The 16,351-nt window shown below is 60.9% G+C and carries 18 protein-coding genes; 15 read left to right on the top strand and 3 right to left on the bottom strand.

The features are described 5' to 3' along the window. Window positions 1-18: 18 nt before the first annotated feature. From ACZ5FP_RS15695 to ACZ5FP_RS15675, 5 genes are all read left to right on the top strand, one after another. On the top strand, window positions 19-519 hold the full coding sequence (locus tag ACZ5FP_RS15695; protein WP_223612768.1) for a dihydrofolate reductase: 501 nt from the start codon (window positions 19-21) through the stop codon (window positions 517-519). Window positions 520-713: 194 nt separating this feature from the next. Further along, on the top strand, window positions 714-1,820 hold the full coding sequence (hflK, locus tag ACZ5FP_RS15690) for an FtsH protease activity modulator HflK (protein ID WP_105732232.1): 1,107 nt from the start codon (window positions 714-716) through the stop codon (window positions 1,818-1,820). Beyond that, entirely contained in the window at window positions 1,820-2,746 is a 927-nt protein-coding gene (hflC, locus tag ACZ5FP_RS15685) for a protease modulator HflC (RefSeq protein ID WP_346306948.1), read from the top strand. The genes hflK and hflC overlap by 1 nt, the downstream gene beginning before the upstream one ends. Before the next feature lie 13 nt (window positions 2,747-2,759). Then, on the top strand, window positions 2,760-2,945 hold the full coding sequence (locus tag ACZ5FP_RS15680) for a DUF2065 domain-containing protein (protein ID WP_223612770.1): 186 nt from the start codon (window positions 2,760-2,762) through the stop codon (window positions 2,943-2,945). Window positions 2,946-3,079: 134 nt separating this feature from the next. Beyond that, window positions 3,080-4,609, top strand: a complete 1,530-nt coding sequence (locus ACZ5FP_RS15675; protein WP_464661206.1) for a DegQ family serine endoprotease — start codon at window positions 3,080-3,082, stop codon at window positions 4,607-4,609. A gap of 59 nt (window positions 4,610-4,668) precedes the next feature. Here the strand turns inward: ACZ5FP_RS15675 and serB are convergent, their stop codons facing one another. Next, window positions 4,669-5,556 (bottom strand): phosphoserine phosphatase SerB, encoded by an 888-nt coding sequence (gene serB, locus ACZ5FP_RS15670; protein WP_464661205.1) that lies wholly within the window; start codon window positions 5,554-5,556, stop codon window positions 4,669-4,671. Window positions 5,557-5,576: 20 nt separating this feature from the next. Here serB and miaA point away from each other — a divergent pair, with 20 nt between their 5' ends. Then, window positions 5,577-6,473 carry a tRNA (adenosine(37)-N6)-dimethylallyltransferase MiaA gene (gene miaA, locus ACZ5FP_RS15665; RefSeq protein WP_464663314.1) on the top strand — a complete coding sequence of 299 codons (897 nt, stop codon included), beginning with the start codon at window positions 5,577-5,579 and terminating at the stop codon, window positions 6,471-6,473. Here miaA and ACZ5FP_RS15660 read toward each other — a convergent pair. After that, window positions 6,470-8,350 (bottom strand): ATP-binding protein, encoded by a 1,881-nt coding sequence (locus tag ACZ5FP_RS15660; RefSeq protein ID WP_464661204.1) that lies wholly within the window; start codon window positions 8,348-8,350, stop codon window positions 6,470-6,472. The genes miaA and ACZ5FP_RS15660 overlap by 4 nt on opposite strands. Before the next feature lie 365 nt (window positions 8,351-8,715). On the opposite strand from ACZ5FP_RS15660, the gene ACZ5FP_RS15655 reads away from it, so the two are divergent. The 9 genes from ACZ5FP_RS15655 (at window position 8,716) to ACZ5FP_RS15615 (ending at window position 15,548) form a co-directional block, all read left to right on the top strand. Continuing rightward, the gene (locus tag ACZ5FP_RS15655; RefSeq protein WP_463012125.1) at window positions 8,716-10,521 is read left to right on the top strand and encodes an acetolactate synthase 3 large subunit; all 1,806 of its coding nucleotides are present in this window, start codon (window positions 8,716-8,718) and stop codon (window positions 10,519-10,521) included. Window positions 10,522-10,544: 23 nt separating this feature from the next. Further along, window positions 10,545-11,117, top strand: coding sequence for an acetolactate synthase small subunit (ilvN, locus tag ACZ5FP_RS15650; protein ID WP_346306954.1), 573 nt, complete (start codon window positions 10,545-10,547; stop codon window positions 11,115-11,117). Window positions 11,118-11,229: 112 nt separating this feature from the next. Further along, complete coding sequence (locus tag ACZ5FP_RS15645; RefSeq protein ID WP_346306955.1) at window positions 11,230-11,823, top strand: LysE family translocator; 594 nt, start codon at window positions 11,230-11,232, stop codon at window positions 11,821-11,823. Between the two features lie 37 nt (window positions 11,824-11,860). Further along, window positions 11,861-12,478, top strand: a complete 618-nt coding sequence (gene nthA / locus ACZ5FP_RS15640; protein ID WP_464661203.1) for a nitrile hydratase subunit alpha — start codon at window positions 11,861-11,863, stop codon at window positions 12,476-12,478. Further along, entirely contained in the window at window positions 12,475-13,134 is a 660-nt protein-coding gene (gene nthB, locus ACZ5FP_RS15635; RefSeq protein ID WP_464661202.1) for a nitrile hydratase subunit beta, read from the top strand. The genes nthA and nthB overlap by 4 nt, the downstream gene beginning before the upstream one ends. Next, window positions 13,121-13,483, top strand: coding sequence for a nitrile hydratase accessory protein (locus ACZ5FP_RS15630; RefSeq protein ID WP_464661201.1), 363 nt, complete (start codon window positions 13,121-13,123; stop codon window positions 13,481-13,483). Before nthB ends, ACZ5FP_RS15630 begins: the two co-directional genes overlap by 14 nt. Next, the gene (locus ACZ5FP_RS15625) at window positions 13,464-13,931 is read left to right on the top strand and encodes a hypothetical protein (RefSeq protein WP_464661200.1); all 468 of its coding nucleotides are present in this window, start codon (window positions 13,464-13,466) and stop codon (window positions 13,929-13,931) included. The genes ACZ5FP_RS15630 and ACZ5FP_RS15625 overlap by 20 nt, the downstream gene beginning before the upstream one ends. 61 nt (window positions 13,932-13,992) lie before the next feature. Beyond that, a complete protein-coding gene (locus ACZ5FP_RS15620) occupies window positions 13,993-15,120 on the top strand; it encodes an ATP-dependent DNA helicase (RefSeq protein ID WP_403176746.1) in 1,128 nt (375 codons plus the stop codon). Window positions 15,121-15,146: 26 nt separating this feature from the next. Then, the gene (locus ACZ5FP_RS15615) at window positions 15,147-15,548 is read left to right on the top strand and encodes a GNAT family N-acetyltransferase (RefSeq protein WP_346306961.1); all 402 of its coding nucleotides are present in this window, start codon (window positions 15,147-15,149) and stop codon (window positions 15,546-15,548) included. Window positions 15,549-15,579: 31 nt separating this feature from the next. On the opposite strand, the gene ACZ5FP_RS15610 is transcribed toward ACZ5FP_RS15615, so the two are convergent. Continuing rightward, the gene (locus ACZ5FP_RS15610) at window positions 15,580-16,269 is read right to left on the bottom strand and encodes a TenA family protein (RefSeq protein WP_464661199.1); all 690 of its coding nucleotides are present in this window, start codon (window positions 16,267-16,269) and stop codon (window positions 15,580-15,582) included. Window positions 16,270-16,351 lie beyond the last annotated feature (82 nt).

Genomic DNA, 16,351 nt, shown 5'->3' with positions numbered 1-16,351 from the left:
CCGGAAGGAATAGGTCCAATGATCAGTTTTGTTGTTGCCGTCGCGCAGAACGGGGTTATCGGCCGTGACAATGGCCTGCCGTGGCGCCTGTCTTCTGATCTCAAGCGGTTCAAGGCGGTCACCATGGGCAAGCCCATCATCATGGGGCGCAAGACCTGGGATACGCTCGGCAAGCCGCTGCCGGGACGCACCAACATCGTCATCACCCGCGATCCCGCCTTTGCCGTGGACGGTGTCATTGCCGTCCGTTCCGTGGATGAGGCGCTGATGATTGCCGGCAGCCATGCGGCGGCGGACAAGGTGGATGAAATCTGCGTTATCGGCGGCGGCGAGATTTATCGCCAGCTCCTGGATCGGGCGCACCGTCTTCACATCACCTGGGTTCTGGCCAATATCGAGGGCGACGCGTTTTTCCCTCCCATCGATCCGAAGAACTGGAACGAAGTGTTTCAGGAAGAATTCCCGGCGGGTGAAAAAGACAATTATCCGACCCGCTACACGATTTACGAACGGCGCTAGAATTTGCCGCTTATCCGGCAATCAATATGAAAATTTCGTGATAAGCGGTCATAATCGTTCGACTTTTTACCAAATTAGCATGAAAAACCGCGCTGCGCGTTGAAAGCGCGCCTTGCGATCCCTATAAACGGGATATCGGGTTAGCGGGACGTTGCCATGGGGTGGCGAATCTCGTTCCAAAACATGAGGTAGGAATGCCCTGGAGTAATCAGAACGGTGGCGGCGGCCCTTGGGGTGGCGGCGGTAACAACAATGGCGGCGGCGGTGGTCCATGGGGCCAGAAGCCGCAAGGCGGAGGTCCCGGAGGCAATCCGCCCGACCTTGAAGATATTATCCGCCGTGGCCAGGACCGTCTGCGCCAGGCACTTCCCGGCGGCACCGGCAGCAGCTCGACGATCTTCGGATTGGCGGCGCTTGCCCTGGTTGCCTTCTGGCTTTTCCAGTCGATCTACACGGTCCAGCCGGATGAACGCGCTGTCGAACTGCGCTTCGGCAAGCCGAAGGCGGATATTTCCGAACCCGGCCTGCACTTCCATCTCTGGCCCATCGAGACCTATGAAAAGGTCCAGATCGTCGAGAAGCAGAAGAACATCGGCGGACAGGGTGTATCGGGCGCCAAGGAAGGCCTGATGCTGACCGGCGACCAGAACATCGTGAATGTTCAGTTCTCCATTCTTTACCGCGTTTCCGACCCGGTTGCTTACCTCTTCCATGTGCAGAGTCCGGAAAACATGGTTCAGCAGGTCTCCGAGAGCGCCATGCGTGAAATCGTTGGCCGCAGCCCCGCACAGGACATTTTCCGCGACAATCGCGCGGGTATCGCCAATGACGTGCGCGGCATCATCCAGAAGACACTGGATGATTACGGCGCCGGTGTTCAGGTCAATGCCGTCTCCATCGAGGATGCGTCGCCGCCGCGTGAAGTGGCCGATGCCTTCGATGAAGTGCAGCGTGCCGAACAGGACGAAGACCGCTTCGTCGAGGAGTCGAACCAGTATTCCAACCAGAAACTCGGTCAGGCCCGCGGTGAAGGCGCGCAGATCCGCGAGGATGCGGCCGCCTACAAGAACCGCATCGTGCAGGAAGCACAGGGTGAGGCCCAGCGCTTCACATCGGTCTATGACCAGTATGTGAAGGCGCCGGAAGTGACCCGCAAACGTCTTTTCCTCGAAACGATGGAACGTGTGCTGAAGGACTCGAACAAGGTGATTGTCGACCAGAAGAACGGTCAGGGGGTCGTGCCCTATCTGCCCTTGTCGGAGATCACAAAGCAGCAGCGCCCGACTGAGGGGACAAAGTAATGAGCCAGAACCGTCTTCCTCTTATTGCGGGTCTCATCGCATTCATCGCCCTTTTGGTTTATTCCTCGGTTTTCGTCGTCAATGAACGTCAGCAGGCCATTGTCCTGCGCTTCGGCCAGATCGTCGATGTGAAGACCCAGCCCGGCATCTATTTCAAGCTGCCGTTCGGCTTTCTTGAAGCCGACAATGTCCAGATGATCGAAGATCGTCTGCTGAGCTTTGAGCTGGACAATATCCGTGTTCAGGTTTCGGGCGGCAAGTTCTACGAAGTCGATGCCTTCCTGGTCTACCGGATCACCGATCCGCGCAAGTTCCGCCAGACGGTGTCGGGCGATGTGGAATTCGCACAGGCCCGTTTGCGCACGCGTCTCGATGCATCCTTGCGTAGCGTTTACGGTCTGCGTGGATTTGAAGCCGCGCTTTCCGACGAGCGCGCCGGCATGATGCGTGAAGTGCGCGAACAGCTGCGTCCGGATGCGGAATCACTGGGTCTCGAGATTGCGGACGTACGCGTTCGCCGGACCGACCTGACCCAGGAAGTGTCGCAGCAGACGTTCGAGCGCATGAAGGCCGAGCGTCTTGCCCAGGCTGAATTCCTGCGCGCCCGCGGCCGTGAAGCTGCCCAGCGCATCAAGGCGATTGCCGATCGCCAGGTGGTCGAGATCATTGCGGAAGCCCGCAAGGAATCGGAAATCGCCCGCGGTGAGGGTGAAGGCGAGCGCAGCCGGATCTTTGCCGATGCCTTCTCCAAGGATCCGGATTTCTTCGCGTTCTACCGGTCCATGGCTGCCTATGGCACAGCCCTCGACAATGCCGGAACAACGATGGTGCTTTCGCCCAATTCCGAGTTCTTCCGGTATTTCCAGGATGCCAATGGTGGCGCTGTTCCGCCAGCGCCGGCCGCTGCAAAACCTGCCCCGCAATAGGGGCAGGCCAAGCATGATCGACTTTCTGGATGCCGTAGGGCTGTTCCTCGTCTTCGAGGGGCTGCTCTACGGCTGTTTCCCGCTGATCGCAAAGCGCGTCGCGCGGGATGTCAGCGGACAGCCGGATGGCTTTCTGCGTATGGCCGGTGTCGCGTCGGTTGCCATCGGCGTGGGTATCGTCTGGCTCGCACGGGGGTAATGGCGGGCCCCGCCATTACCAAACTTGATCAGACTTGCAGTCTGACGGCCATATTTTCGTCTACTCTCGCGGCTCTGTTGTAATTCATCGCTATTTATTTTTTAATCCGAGTACACTGACAAAGGCCCGAACGCATGGTTTTCACTCCTGGTCGCCCGATTTTCCGTTCTGCCACTGCGGCAATCGCGCTGATTGCCCTGTCCGCCACGAGCGTGACGCCCGCCTTTGTGACCATCGCGGCAGCACAATCGGCGCAGCCGAAAGCCCAGGGCCCGGCCTCCGTCGCCGATCTCGCCGAGGGTCTGCTGGATGCGGTGGTCAATATTTCGACATCGCAGACCGTCAAGGGGCAGGATGGCGATTCCGGACCGGTTCCCATGCCGAAAGTCCCGGAGGGATCGCCGTTCCAGGAGTTCTTCGACGAGTATTTCGGCAAGCAGAAGCCGGGTGAGAACAATCCGTCCCGCAAGGTTCAGTCATTGGGCTCCGGCTTTGTCATCGATGCGGAGCAGGGCATCGTCGTGACCAACAATCATGTGATTGCCGATGCGGACGATATCGAGGTGAATTTCACCGATGGATCGAAGCTGAAGGCGGAACTGGTCGGCAAGGACACCAAGACCGACCTGGCGGTGCTCAAGGTCGACCCGAAAAAGCACAAGCTGGTCGCGGTCAAGTTCGGCGATTCCTCAAAAGCCCGTATCGGCGATTGGGTCATGGCCATCGGCAACCCCTTCGGTCTTGGCGGCACCGTGACGGTGGGTATCGTTTCCGCCCGCAACCGCGACATCAATTCCGGCCCCTATGACAATTTCATCCAGACGGATGCGGCGATCAACCGGGGCAATTCCGGCGGCCCCCTGTTCGACATGTACGGGCAGGTGATCGGCATCAACACGGCGATCATTTCGCCGACCGGCGGATCGATCGGCATCGGCTTTGCCATTCCGGCGGACCTCGCTGCCGGTGTGATCCAGCAATTGCGCGACCATGGCGAAGTGCAGCGCGGCTGGCTTGGCGTGCGCATCCAGCCGGTCACCGACGATATTGCCGAAAGCCTGGGGATGACCTCAAGCAAGGGTGCGCTGGTTGCCGGTATCATTGACGGCGGTCCCGTGGCCAACGGCTCCATCCTGCCCGGTGACGTCATCACCAAGTTCGACGGCAAGCCGGTGAACAATGTCAAGGATCTGCCGCGCGCCGTGGCGGAAAGCCCTGTCGGCAAGGAAGTCGATGTCGTCGTGGTGCGCAAGGGCAAGGAACAGACGGTCAAGGTCACGCTCGGCCGGCTGGAAGATACGACCGATGCCAAGACCAAGGAGAAATCCCAGTCGCAGACCGACCAGGATGAAGACGCCGCGCAGGATGTGGATGTCCTCGGCATGACGCTCGGCGTGCTCGACGATGACAGCAGAAAGACATTCGGCATTGCCAAGGAGGTCGAGGGCGTTCTGATCACCGAAGTGCAGGCTCAATCGATTGCCGCGAACAAGCGGATCGAAGCGGGCGACGTGATCGTCGATATTGCCCAGGAAGCCGTCAAGACGCCGGAAGACGTGGCTGCCCGCATCGAGAAGCTGCGCGATGAAGGCCGCAAGAATGCCCTTTTGATGCTGGCATCCAAGACGGGCGAATTGCGCTTCGTGACTTTGCAGATGAATTGACGTCTCGATGACCTCAGCAAAAAGGCGGCCAATGGCCGCCTTTTTTGTTTCCGGCGCTGTCAGACGACAAAGTCGGTCTTGCGATAGCCCTGGATGTAGAGCAGCGCGGTGAGATCGCCATGATCCACCCGGACCTTTGCCTGCGCCGCGACCGACGGCTTGGCGTGCAATGCGACACCTGTGCCGGCAAGCTGCAGCATGCCGAGATCATTGGCGCCGTCGCCGACGGCAAGAGCCTCGTCCGGCGCAAGATTGAAGCGTTCGCAGATGGACAGGAGCGCAGCGACCTTGGCTTCGCGGCCGAGGATGGGTTCGGTGACTTCGCCGGTGAGCGTCTCACCATTGTCGATGAGCGTATTGGCGCTGTTCTCGTGAAAGCCGATCATGGCGGCGATGCGTTGGGTGAAGACGGTAAAGCCGCCTGAAACCAGCGCCGTATAGGCCCCGTGTTTCCTCATGGTGCGGACAAGTTCCGGTCCGCCGGGCATGAGGGTGATGCGGCTGGCGATGACCTTGTCGATGACGGAATAGGGCAGGCCCTTGAGCAGTGCCACCCGTTCACGCAGGGCGGGCTCGAAGGCGATCTCGCCGTTCATGGCGCGGGCGGTGATGGCCGCCACCTTGTCGCGCAGGCCAGCCTCTTCGGCCAGTTCGTCGATGCATTCCTGCTGGATCATGGTGGAATCCATGTCGGCGATCAGGATTTTCTTGCGCCGTGTATCCTGTTCCTGCACGACGATGTCGATGGGCTCGCCATCGACGATCCGCGCCAGTTCCGCATGGGCCTCCACCGGGTCCGAGCCTGTGCGCAGGGCGAGATCGCAGGCAATTCCGTCGGCCAGCCAGTAAAGTCCTGTTGCATTGAGTGCCGCTGAGGCTTTAATCCCGAGCGATGCGCTGAGACGGGGTGAAGCCGGATTGGCGATAAGCGTGGCCATCAAGGGCATGAGCATTTCCCGATTGGACGATTGGTGTGACGAGAAGACAGACAATCCTGATAGCCGGACCGACGGCAAGCGGCAAGTCGGCATTGGCGCTGCGCTATGCCGAGGAGACCGGCGGCTGGATCGTCAATACCGATTCCATGCAGGTCTACGGCGTGCTCGATGTGCTCACCGCACGGCCGGGGCCGGATGATCTTCTGCAAGCGCCGCATTGCCTCTATGGCCATGTCCCGCCGTCCGAGGCCTATTCGACCGGCCGCTGGTTCGCCGATGTCGAACATTTGCTGAAAACCGAAGCTGCGGGTGACCGCCCGCTGATTTTTGTCGGCGGCACCGGGCTTTATTTCCGCGCACTGCTCGGCGGCCTCTCGGCCATGCCTGATATACCCGATGATGTGCGGGCCTATTGGCGCGCGCAGGACGCGCAGGTCGGAGCGCAGCAACTGCACGCCATTTTGAGCGAAAAAGACCCGCAGGCCGCCGCGGCGCTGCGCCCGACCGACAGCCAGCGCGTCGTGCGGGCGCTGGAAGTGATCGATGCATCGGGACGGTCGATCATCGATTGGCAGAAGCAAACCGGCACGCCTTTGATCGATGCGGCCTCGGCCCGCAAGATCATCATCGACCCGGACCGGGCCTGGCTTGGCGAACGGATCGCGCTGCGGTTTGCAATCATGCTGGAAAAGGGAGCGGTCGAGGAGGTCAAAGCCCTGCTGGCGCTCGGACTGTCCTCCGATCTGCCCGCCATGCGAGCCATCGGGGTCGGTGAAATCACCAGGATGCTGGCAGGCACGATCACGCCTGCACAGGCAGCCGAGCTGTCGGCCATTGCGACGCGGCAATATGCCAAGCGGCAAATGACCTGGTTCCGCAACCAGCTCGGCGACGACTGGGAGCGGATCGCCTATCCCGCCCCTTAAGTCTTGTCGGTGCGGAAGCTGCGAATGAGATCGCTGGCGCGGAAACCGTCTGTCTCCGATCGCGCCGGTTTGCGCGGCTCTTCGATGATCGGGGCGGATTCGGCCGCGCGCCACTGGCTCCGGACCGGTTCCGGCGGGATGGGTGCCGCGGGGCGCTGGACCATCGCCGGTTTTTCCGGGGCCTGAAAACCGGCCGATGCGTGTTCGGTCGTGGTGCTGTCGGCCGCATTGAGCTGGCGCATCCGGTTGAGAATCATGTCGAGCGACACGTGGCTGTCACCGCTGCGCACGGCTTCCTGCTGCTGCGTCATATGCGCGGCGGGCAGATGTTCCGGCGCAATTGTTTCGAACATCATGCGCATGGGCGTCGGCACGGCCTCACCGAAGGCGATCGCCTCGCGGTTGGCGATCGACGACAGGAAGCCGACGGCGCTTTGCGACGCGCCACTGATGGCGCCGCGGACGATTTCCTGGTCGCGCTCATTGCCGAGCCGCATGGCGAAAACTGTGCTGCACTGGGAGAGGATCGTCGGGTCGAGCTCGCCCGGACGCTGGGTGATGACGGAGAGATAGACGCCGTATTTGCGGCCTTCCTTGGCGATGCGTGCAATGGCCTGGCGCGTCGGCCAGAACCCGGCGCTGGTATCGGCGGGGATATAGCGGTGTGCTTCCTCGCACACGACAAGCGTCTGCACATTGCCATCGCTGGAAACAGCGAGGTCAAAAGCCATGCGGCAGAGAACCGAGGCGACGGAGTTCACCACTTCCGACGGCAAACCCGCCAGCTGGAACACGCAGATGGGCCGGTCGTTTTTCGGCACGCGGAAAATGTGGCCGACGGTCTGGCGCATCGTATCGAGCGTTGCCGGGGCCGAGAACATGAAGCGGTAGCGCGGGTCGGCGACCAGTGCCTGCAGGCGGTAGCGCAGCGCCTTCATCGTCGGCCGGTCCGTCTTGCCGTCGAGCTGGCCGATGCGTTCCTCCAGCAGCTTGATCAGATCCGCCATCCGGTAAGGCGTCGGCGTATCGGCGGTCATCGAGGCAAAGTCACGTTCTTTCCTGAGGAGGGACGACGTGGCGGCCGCTTCAATATTGGCAAAACGTTCTTTGGCGAGCGGAATGAGATCGCGCAGAATATCGATTTCAGCCGCGATTTGCGGGCGTCCGCGGAACACGGCTTCGCCGAATTCCTCCAGCTTGAACATCCAGTACGGCAGGTCGAAGGTGCTGTAGTCGATGGAGATGGCGAGATCGGGAAACGCGCTGGCAAATTCGTTATGCGGATCAAGAATGAGGATACGCAGATCGGGACGCTGCGAAATGATTTTGCGCAAAAGCAGGGTTACGGCGCTGGATTTGCCGACGCCCGTGCTGCCCAGCACGGCGAAATGGCGGGAGATCAGGCTGTCGACCGAGATCAGCGCCGGAATATCGGCATTCTGCGAGAGGTGGCCGATGGAAACCGTGTTCTTCAGCGACGTGGTGTAGATGGTGGCCAGATCGGCGGCGCGGATGCGATGGGCGATGGCGCCCATATGCGGATAGGTGGTGATGCCCGAGGAGAAGCGCAATTTGCCGTCGATATGCGCGTCCACCTGGCCGACGAGTTCCACATGGATATGGATGCTTTGATCGACATCCTGCTGCCATTCGGCTTTAGGCAGCTCAACCTTGTAGACAAGACCGACCACGCGGCTGTCGGCAACCTGAATGGAGATAAGCTGGCCGACAGACCAGTAGTCGTCCGATGCCGTGATCGACGGGCCGGTCTTGGCGTGGATAATGGCCTTGTCGCCGTTGCACTCGATGACGTGCCCATCGGTCCGGTTGCGGACCATCGGTCTTTGTTGTGCAGAGGGCAGGGCTTCGGCGCTCATGGGTCGTGGTCAATCCTGGGACTTGGCAACGGGATTGAACCTTAAGCGCAAGGCATTGAGAATATCTTAGCGATGCATTTCACATTTGAAGGATGTTGCGCCAAAGCATTGCTTTGTTTGCGAACATTTCAATTTCCTGAATTTTGCCGTTGACGGATAGAATTTGCTTAATTATCGTCCGCGACCATGAAAACAGTTCTTATCGTCGTGGGACCGCGCATGGGCAGGGTGTTGTAAGCACCCGGCGGAAGCTCCCATGCGCGAAACACAGGCTCCTTCGGGGGCCTTTTTTATTTCCAAACCTTACGCTAAACGAAAACACCTTCTGGAAGGCCGAGAGCCGCAGAATACACGGGAAGAGATCGATGACCGCAGACAAGCAGGATAGTGACAACCACACATCGCAACGACGGGAGATGACCGGTGCCGAAATGGTCATTCAGGCACTCATCGATCAGGGCGTGACGGATATTTTCGGATATCCGGGTGGTGCGGTCCTTCCCATTTATGACGAGCTGCATCAGCAGGACAAGATCAATCACGTGCTGGTTCGCCATGAGCAGGGCGCCGGTCACGCGGCGGAGGGCTATGCCCGTTCCACCGGCAAGGTCGGCGTGATGCTGGTCACATCCGGCCCCGGTGCGACCAATGCGGTGACGCCGCTGCAGGATGCCTTGATGGACTCCATCCCGCTGGTCTGCATCAGCGGCCAGGTTCCGACCACGCTCATCGGCTCGGATGCGTTTCAGGAATGCGATACGATCGGCATCACGCGTCCCTGCACCAAGCACAACTGGCTGGTGAAGGACGTCAACGATCTCGCGCGCATCCTGCACGAAGCCTTCCACGTGGCGCGCACGGGCCGTCCGGGCCCGGTTCTCGTCGACGTGCCGAAGGACGTGCAGTTCGCCACCGGCTTCTATACGCCGCCGGAAACTGCGCCGCGCACCAGCTACCGGCCGAAGGTCGAGGGCGATATCGAGGCGATCAAGCAGGCTGTTGCCCTGATGGCGACGGCCAAGCGTCCGGTCATCTATTCCGGCGGCGGTGTCATCAACTCCGGCCCGCAGGCCAGCCATCTGCTGCGCGAACTGGTGGAGCTGACCAATTTCCCGATCACCTCGACCCTGATGGGCCTCGGCGCCTATCCGGCATCGGGCAAGAACTGGCTGGGCATGCTGGGCATGCACGGCACCTACGAGGCCAACATGACGATGCATGATTGCGACGTCATGGTCTGCATCGGTGCGCGCTTCGACGACCGCATCACCGGGCGCCTCAATGGCTTCTCGCCCAACTCGAAGAAAATCCACATCGATATCGACCCGTCCTCGATCAACAAGGCGGTTCGCGTCGACATTCCCGTGGTTGGCGACGTTGGCCGGGTTTTGGAAGACATGGTCCGGCTGTGGCGCGCTTCGTCCGAAAAGCCTGAAAAGAAGGCGATCGGCGAATGGTGGGCGCAGATCGACAAATGGCGGTCGCGCAAGTCCCTGTCCTATACGCGCAACAAGGACGTGATCATGCCGCAATATGCCTTGGAGCGGCTCTATGCGCTGACCAAGGATCGCGACACCTTCATCACGACGGAAGTCGGCCAGCACCAGATGTGGGCGGCACAGTTCTATGGTTTTGAAAAGCCCAACCGCTGGATGACCTCCGGCGGCCTCGGCACCATGGGTTACGGCCTGCCGGCGGCATTGGGCGTGCAGATTGCCCATCCCAATTCGCTGGTCATAGACATTGCCGGCGATGCCTCGGTGCAGATGACCATGCAGGAAATGAGCGCGGCGGTGCAGTACGAAGCGCCGATCAAGATCTTCATCCTGAACAACCAGTATATGGGCATGGTGCGCCAGTGGCAGCAATTGCTGCATGGCAACCGCCTGTCGCACTCCTATACGGAGGCCTTGCCCGATTTCGTCAAGCTGGCGGAAGCCTATGGCGGCCATGGCATCCGCTGTGAAAAGCCGGGCGATCTCGACGATGCCATTCAGGAAATGATCGACGTGAAGAAACCGGTTCTGTTCGATTGCCGCGTGGCCAATCTGGCAAACTGCTTCCCGATGATTCCGTCGGGGAAGGCGCATAATGAAATGCTCCTGCCTGACGAAGCGACGGATGAAGCCGTTGCCAATGCCATCGATGCCAAGGGACGACAGCTCGTTTAAGAAACCGGAGAGGAAACACTGTAATGAACGCTCAAAATCTAGCCTCCGGCTCGGCATATTTCATTGCCAAGGAGACGGAGCTACCGATCACCACGGTGCTATCGGTTCTCGTTGACAACGAACCCGGCGTCCTTGCGCGGGTGATCGGCCTGTTTTCCGGCCGCGGCTACAACATTGAAAGCCTGACCGTCTCGGAAACCGAGCACGAGCAGCACCTGTCGCGCATCACCATCGTGACGCGCGGCACCCCGCATGTGCTCGACCAGATCCGCCACCAGCTGGAGCGCATCGTGCCGGTGCACCGGGTGGTCGATCTGTCGGTGCGCGCCGACGAGCTTGGCAATGAAAAGCCGATCCAGCGCGAGCTCGCGCTGGTCAAGGTGGCGGGGCTCGGCGAGAACCGCAACGAGGCGCTGCGTCTTGCCGATGCCTTCCACGCCAAGGTGGCGGATGCCACGACGGAACATTTCATCTTCGAAATCACCGGCAAAGGGTCGAAGCTCGACCAGTTCATCGCCATCATGAAGCCGCTCGGTCTCGTCGAGATCTGCCGGACCGGTGTCGCCGCCATGAACCGCGGCCCGCAGGGCATGTAGGCTTCAGCGGCAATCGGACTCAGGGATACGCAATTGTATCCCTGACAAGATTGCGATTGAGCGACATGAACCCGAAGCTTAAATCTTCCCCACGCATCAGATCCGGTTTGTCATGTCGCTCGAAATCTTTTTCACGCTCCTCGTTTTTGCCTTCGTCACGTCGATCACGCCGGGACCCAACAATCTGATGCTGCTCGCGTCCGGGGTGAATTTCGGCTTCCGGCGCACCATTCCGCATATGCTGGGCATCGGTAGCGGCTTCTTTTCGCTGCTGATCGGCGTCGGTCTTGGCCTGGGCGCCCTGATCCAGACCATTCCGCTGGTCTACACGATCCTCAAATTCGCCGGCGGCGCCTATCTGGTCTATCTCGCCTACAAGATCGCGACGTCGCGCTCGCTCGGCACGGTCGATGGCAATGCCCGCCCCATGACGTTCCTTGAGGCTGCAGCCTTCCAGTGGGTCAACCCCAAGGCCTGGGTGATGGCGGTGACGGCGATGGCGACCTATACCGCGCCGCAGGCCTATCTCGTCACGGTGCTGATTGTCGGCATCGCCTTCGCCCTGGTCAACGTGCCCTCGGTATCGAGCTGGGCGGCCTTCGGCCAGTTCATGCGCGGCTGGCTGTCGGATCCGGCGCGGCTGAAATGGTTCAATATCAGCATGGCGGCCTTGCTTGTCGCCAGTCTCTGGCCGATGCTGCGCTGATCTTGCACGAAATGCGGGAGGCGCATAAGTTTCCACCATGTCCCATGATCACGATCACCACCACGACAATGAACTCGATCCCATGGCCGCACGGGTGCGGGCACTCGAAACGATCCTGACTGAAAAAGGTCTTGTCGATCCCGAGGCGATCCATGCCATTGTCGAGACCTATGAGACCAAAGTCGGCCCCCGCAACGGTGCGAAGGTTGTGGCCAAGGCGTGGGTCGATCCGGAATTCAATGCCTGGTTGAGACGCGATGCAACCGCAGCCATCGCGTCGCTAAGCTATACCGGCCGGCAGGGCGAGCACATGCAGGCGGTGTTCAATACGCCGGAAACCCACAATCTCGTCGTGTGCACGCTGTGTTCCTGCTACCCATGGTCGGTGCTCGGCTTGCCGCCCGTCTGGTACAAGTCGCCGCCTTACCGCTCGCGTGCCGTCATCGATCCGCGCGGTGTGCTGGCGGAGTTTGATCTGGTTCTGCCCGATACCACGCAGATCCGCGTGTGGGATTCGACCGCCGAGCTGCGCTATCTGATCATACCGCTGCGCCCGGAAGGCACCGATGGCTGGAGCGAGGAAAAGCTGGCGACGCTGGTGACGCGCGATTCGATGATCGGCACGGGGCTCGCCCGTGTGCCGGAGGTGGCATGAACGGGCCGCAGGATCTTGGCGGGCAGATGGGTTTCGGCCCGGTCAATCCGGAGAAGGACGAGCCCTATTTCCATGCGGCGTGGGAAAAGCGGGCGCTGGGTCTGACGCTCGCCGCCGGAGCCATGGGGCACTGGAACATCGACGAAAGCCGCCACGCGCGCGAAAGCCTGCATCCCGCCGACTATTATTCCTCCAGCTATTACGAAATCTGGACCAAGGCGCTGGAAGTGCTGCTGAAGCGCCATGGTTTCGTGACCGATGCGGAGTTGGCAAAGGGGCACTCCCTTGGCAGGGGAGCTGAGCCCAAGCGCGTCCTGCGAGCGGAGAATGTTGCCGCCGTTCTGGCGAAGGGCGGCCCCTGCGACCGTCCGGTCGGACAGGCGCCGCGTTTCCAGGCGGGGAACCGCATCCGAACCCGCAATTTCAACCCGCAGACGCACACGCGGCTGCCGCGTTACGCCCGCGGGAAAACCGGCATGGTGGAAGCCGTGCGCGAGGGCTTCGTCTTCCCGGACACCAATGCGCATGGGCAAGGCGAGCACCCGCAATATGTCTACACCGTCGTGTTCACGGCGGCGGAGATCTGGGGCGAGGGCGCCGATCCGACCCTGACTGTCAGCATCGACGCCTGGGAGAGCTATCTTGAGCCTGCGTGAGCTGATCGCGCATTCGCAAGGACTGGGCGACGGGATCGATGCGCCGGTTTTTGCCGAGCCGTGGCAGGCGGAAGCCTTCGCCATGGTGCTGGCCCTGCACAGCCGGGGACTGTTCGGCTGGGATGAGTGGGCACAGGCGCTCTCCACCGAACTGAAACGGCCCGGTGCGCTTGAGGATGGCAGTGATTACTACCATCGCTGGGTCGCGGCACTGGAAACCCTCGTTGCGGCCAAGAACGTGGCAAAGTCGACGGATGTTGATGATCTCGCCGCTTCATGGCAACGTGCGGCCCACGCAACCCCGCACGGCCAGCCGATCAGGCTGGAAAATGATCCGGAAAGGTCTTGAGATGCATGGAGCTTTGACGGTCCGCCGCGCAGCGATTGCATGGATGCTTGCGGCAGCGGCCAGTTTTTCCGCGCCTGTCCGGGCGCAGGACGCGCCCTGGCCCGCAACCACCGAACAGGACCTGCGCAAGCTCTTGACCGGCGCGACCATCACCGGCGAAGTCAAGGCGCAGCCGCCGTTCAACTTCACCGAGTTTCTGGGTACAGACGGCAAATCGCGCGGCAAGCTGATCGAATGCTGCAAGCCGGACAAGGTGCTGACCAACGGCATGGCCTATGCGGGCGAGTGGACGCTGGAGAACGACACGCTCTGCCTGCTCTACGAGGGCGAGGAGCAGAAGGTCTGCTGGCGTCTGCAGGTGAAGGGTGACGAATTCCGCATGACCGACACGGAAACCGGTTATTCCGGAACGGGCAAAATCCGGCCGGGAAACCCGGATAATCTATAGTATAAGACAGCATTCACCCATTTTCCTTGCCCTTTGCGGGCGAATCCTGTCAGTCAGGGCCATGCAATTATCACCACAACAGGATGAGGCGCTCAGCGCCGTTTCCAAATGGCTGAAAGACGGGCGCAGCCCGCTTTTTCGGCTTTTCGGCTATGCCGGTACCGGCAAGACGACGCTGGCCCGCTATTTCGCCGAGCATATTGACGGCGACGTGCAGTTCGCCGCTTTCACCGGCAAGGCCGCGCAGGTCCTGCGCTCGAAGGGCGCTGCCAATGCGCGGACGCTGCATTCGCTGATCTATCGCCCGCGCGGCGAAGAGGCGGTCGAGGATGAAACCACCGGCAAGACCAGCATCGCCCCGACTTTCTCGCTCAACCGGCAAAGCCCGGTTGCCAAGGCCAAGCTGATCGTCGTCGACGAGTGCTCGATGGTGGACGAACAGCTCGGCCGCGATCTCATGAGCTTCGGCACGCCCATTCTGGTGCTGGGCGACCCCGGCCAGCTGCCGCCCATATCCGGCGGCGGCTTCTTCACCGAACACGAGCCGGATTTCCTGCTCAGCGAAATCCACCGGCAGGCGCGCGACAACCCGATCCTGCGCCTGGCGCTCGACGTGCGCGAGGGACGCGAGTTCGGCTATGGCGATTTCGGTGCTGCCAAGGTCATCTCCAAGAACGAGGTGACGCAGGATCTGGTGCTCGGCGCCGATCAGGTGCTGGTGGGTACGAACCGCACCCGCCGCCGCTACAATCAGCGCCTGCGCGAGCTCAAAGGTTTTTCCGCTTCCTTTCCGCAGGCGGGCGACAAGCTGGTGTGCCTGCGCAACGATCCGGCCAAGGGGCTGCTCAACGGCTCGCTGTGGAAGGTTATGACCTCGTCGCGGGAGACGGTCAAACCCGGCATCAACCTGCTGGTGGCGCCGGAGGATGAAGAGCCGGGCAGGGGCGTGGCCAAGATCAAGCTGCTCAAGGCGCAGTTCGAGGATCCCGATACGGAAATTCCGTGGCAGACCAAGAAGCGCTACGACGATTTCGACTATGGCTACGCGCTGACGACCCACAAGGCGCAGGGCTCGCAGTGGAACGAAGTCGTGCTGTTCGATGAGAGCTTTGCTTTCCGCGATACGCGCGACCGCTGGCTCTACACGGCCATCACCCGCGCGGCCGAACGGCTGACGGTGGTGCGCTAAGGTCTTGTCTGCCGGGAGGGGCGAATATGGATTTGCAGTGGATCGACCGGATAGAAGGCCCCCATCGGCAGGAGCTTCACGCACTCTACCGGAATGAATGGTGGACCAAGAACCGGCAGTTCGACGATGTCGTGCGCATGCTGGATCACTGCGACATTGTCATCGGTTGCTGCGCTGAGGGCAAGCTGGTGGGTTTTGCCCGCGTTCTGACCGACTATGTCTACAAGGCCATGATCTTCGACGTGATTGTTGATGAAAAATTCCGCGGGACAGGATTGGGGCAAAAGATCATGGAGCGCATCAAAGGCCATGAGAAGCTCCAGTCCATGGCAAGCTTCGAGCTTTACTGCCCGGATCGCCTCATCCCGTTCTACGAGAAAATGGGCTTCGCCGCAGGCACATCCTCCCTGCTGCGCCACCAGCCCTGAGGCAGCGCCTTCACATTTGCCCATCTATTGATCAAGCGCCGCGCAGCCCCATCGACCAGAACCCGGCTTCCAGCCGTGTCGCCACACGGAAACGGCGGTTGAGCGTCTCCCAGCGCCCGGACGTTTGCGGTGACGGGCCGAGCCGGGCATGGACACTGCTTTCGATGAGCCGTCCGACCGCGTGACAGGCCTCCTGATAGTCTTGGCCCGCATAGGTATCAATCCACGGTTGATAGGGATTGCCTGCCGATGCGGTGGTTGCAAGGCGCGCGCCGATTTCGCCATAACCCATGACGCAGGGTGCAAGAGCCGCAATGAGATCAAGGAAGTCACCCGACAATCCGGCATCGATGACGTAGCGGGTATAGGAGAGGTTCTCCGGTTCCTCGTCGGTCTGCAGCAGCGTCTCGCGCGGAATCCCGGCCTTCGCGCATATCTCGATATGCAGCGGCATTTCATGGTTGACCAGTGCATGGACCGTTGCCGATGCCAGCTCCAGTTCCTCATGGCTTTCCGCCTTCAGGACAGCCATGCCCCAGGCCCGCGAGAAGTGGAACAGAAAGATGTAATCCTGGACGAGATAGTGCAGAAAAGCCGTTTGGGGCAGGGAGCCGTCGCCGAGGCCGCGCACAAAGGCGTGGTCGACATAGGCGGACCAGTCGGAAGCGGCATGCGCGCGCCATTGGGCAAAAACCGGCGAGGAAAAATCGGATGGGTTCATGAAACCGTACTCTTTGCGGGCAAGAACTTGCGAGGCGAGGGGCCGGCCTGCGAACATCTTTCGGGTCGGGCCAGATTCCAAT

This window comes from Phyllobacterium sp. T2-21 (genome assembly GCF_055378485.1).
The sequence above is the reverse complement of the archived record's forward strand: the minus strand, read 5'-3'. Positions and strand labels throughout refer to the sequence as shown.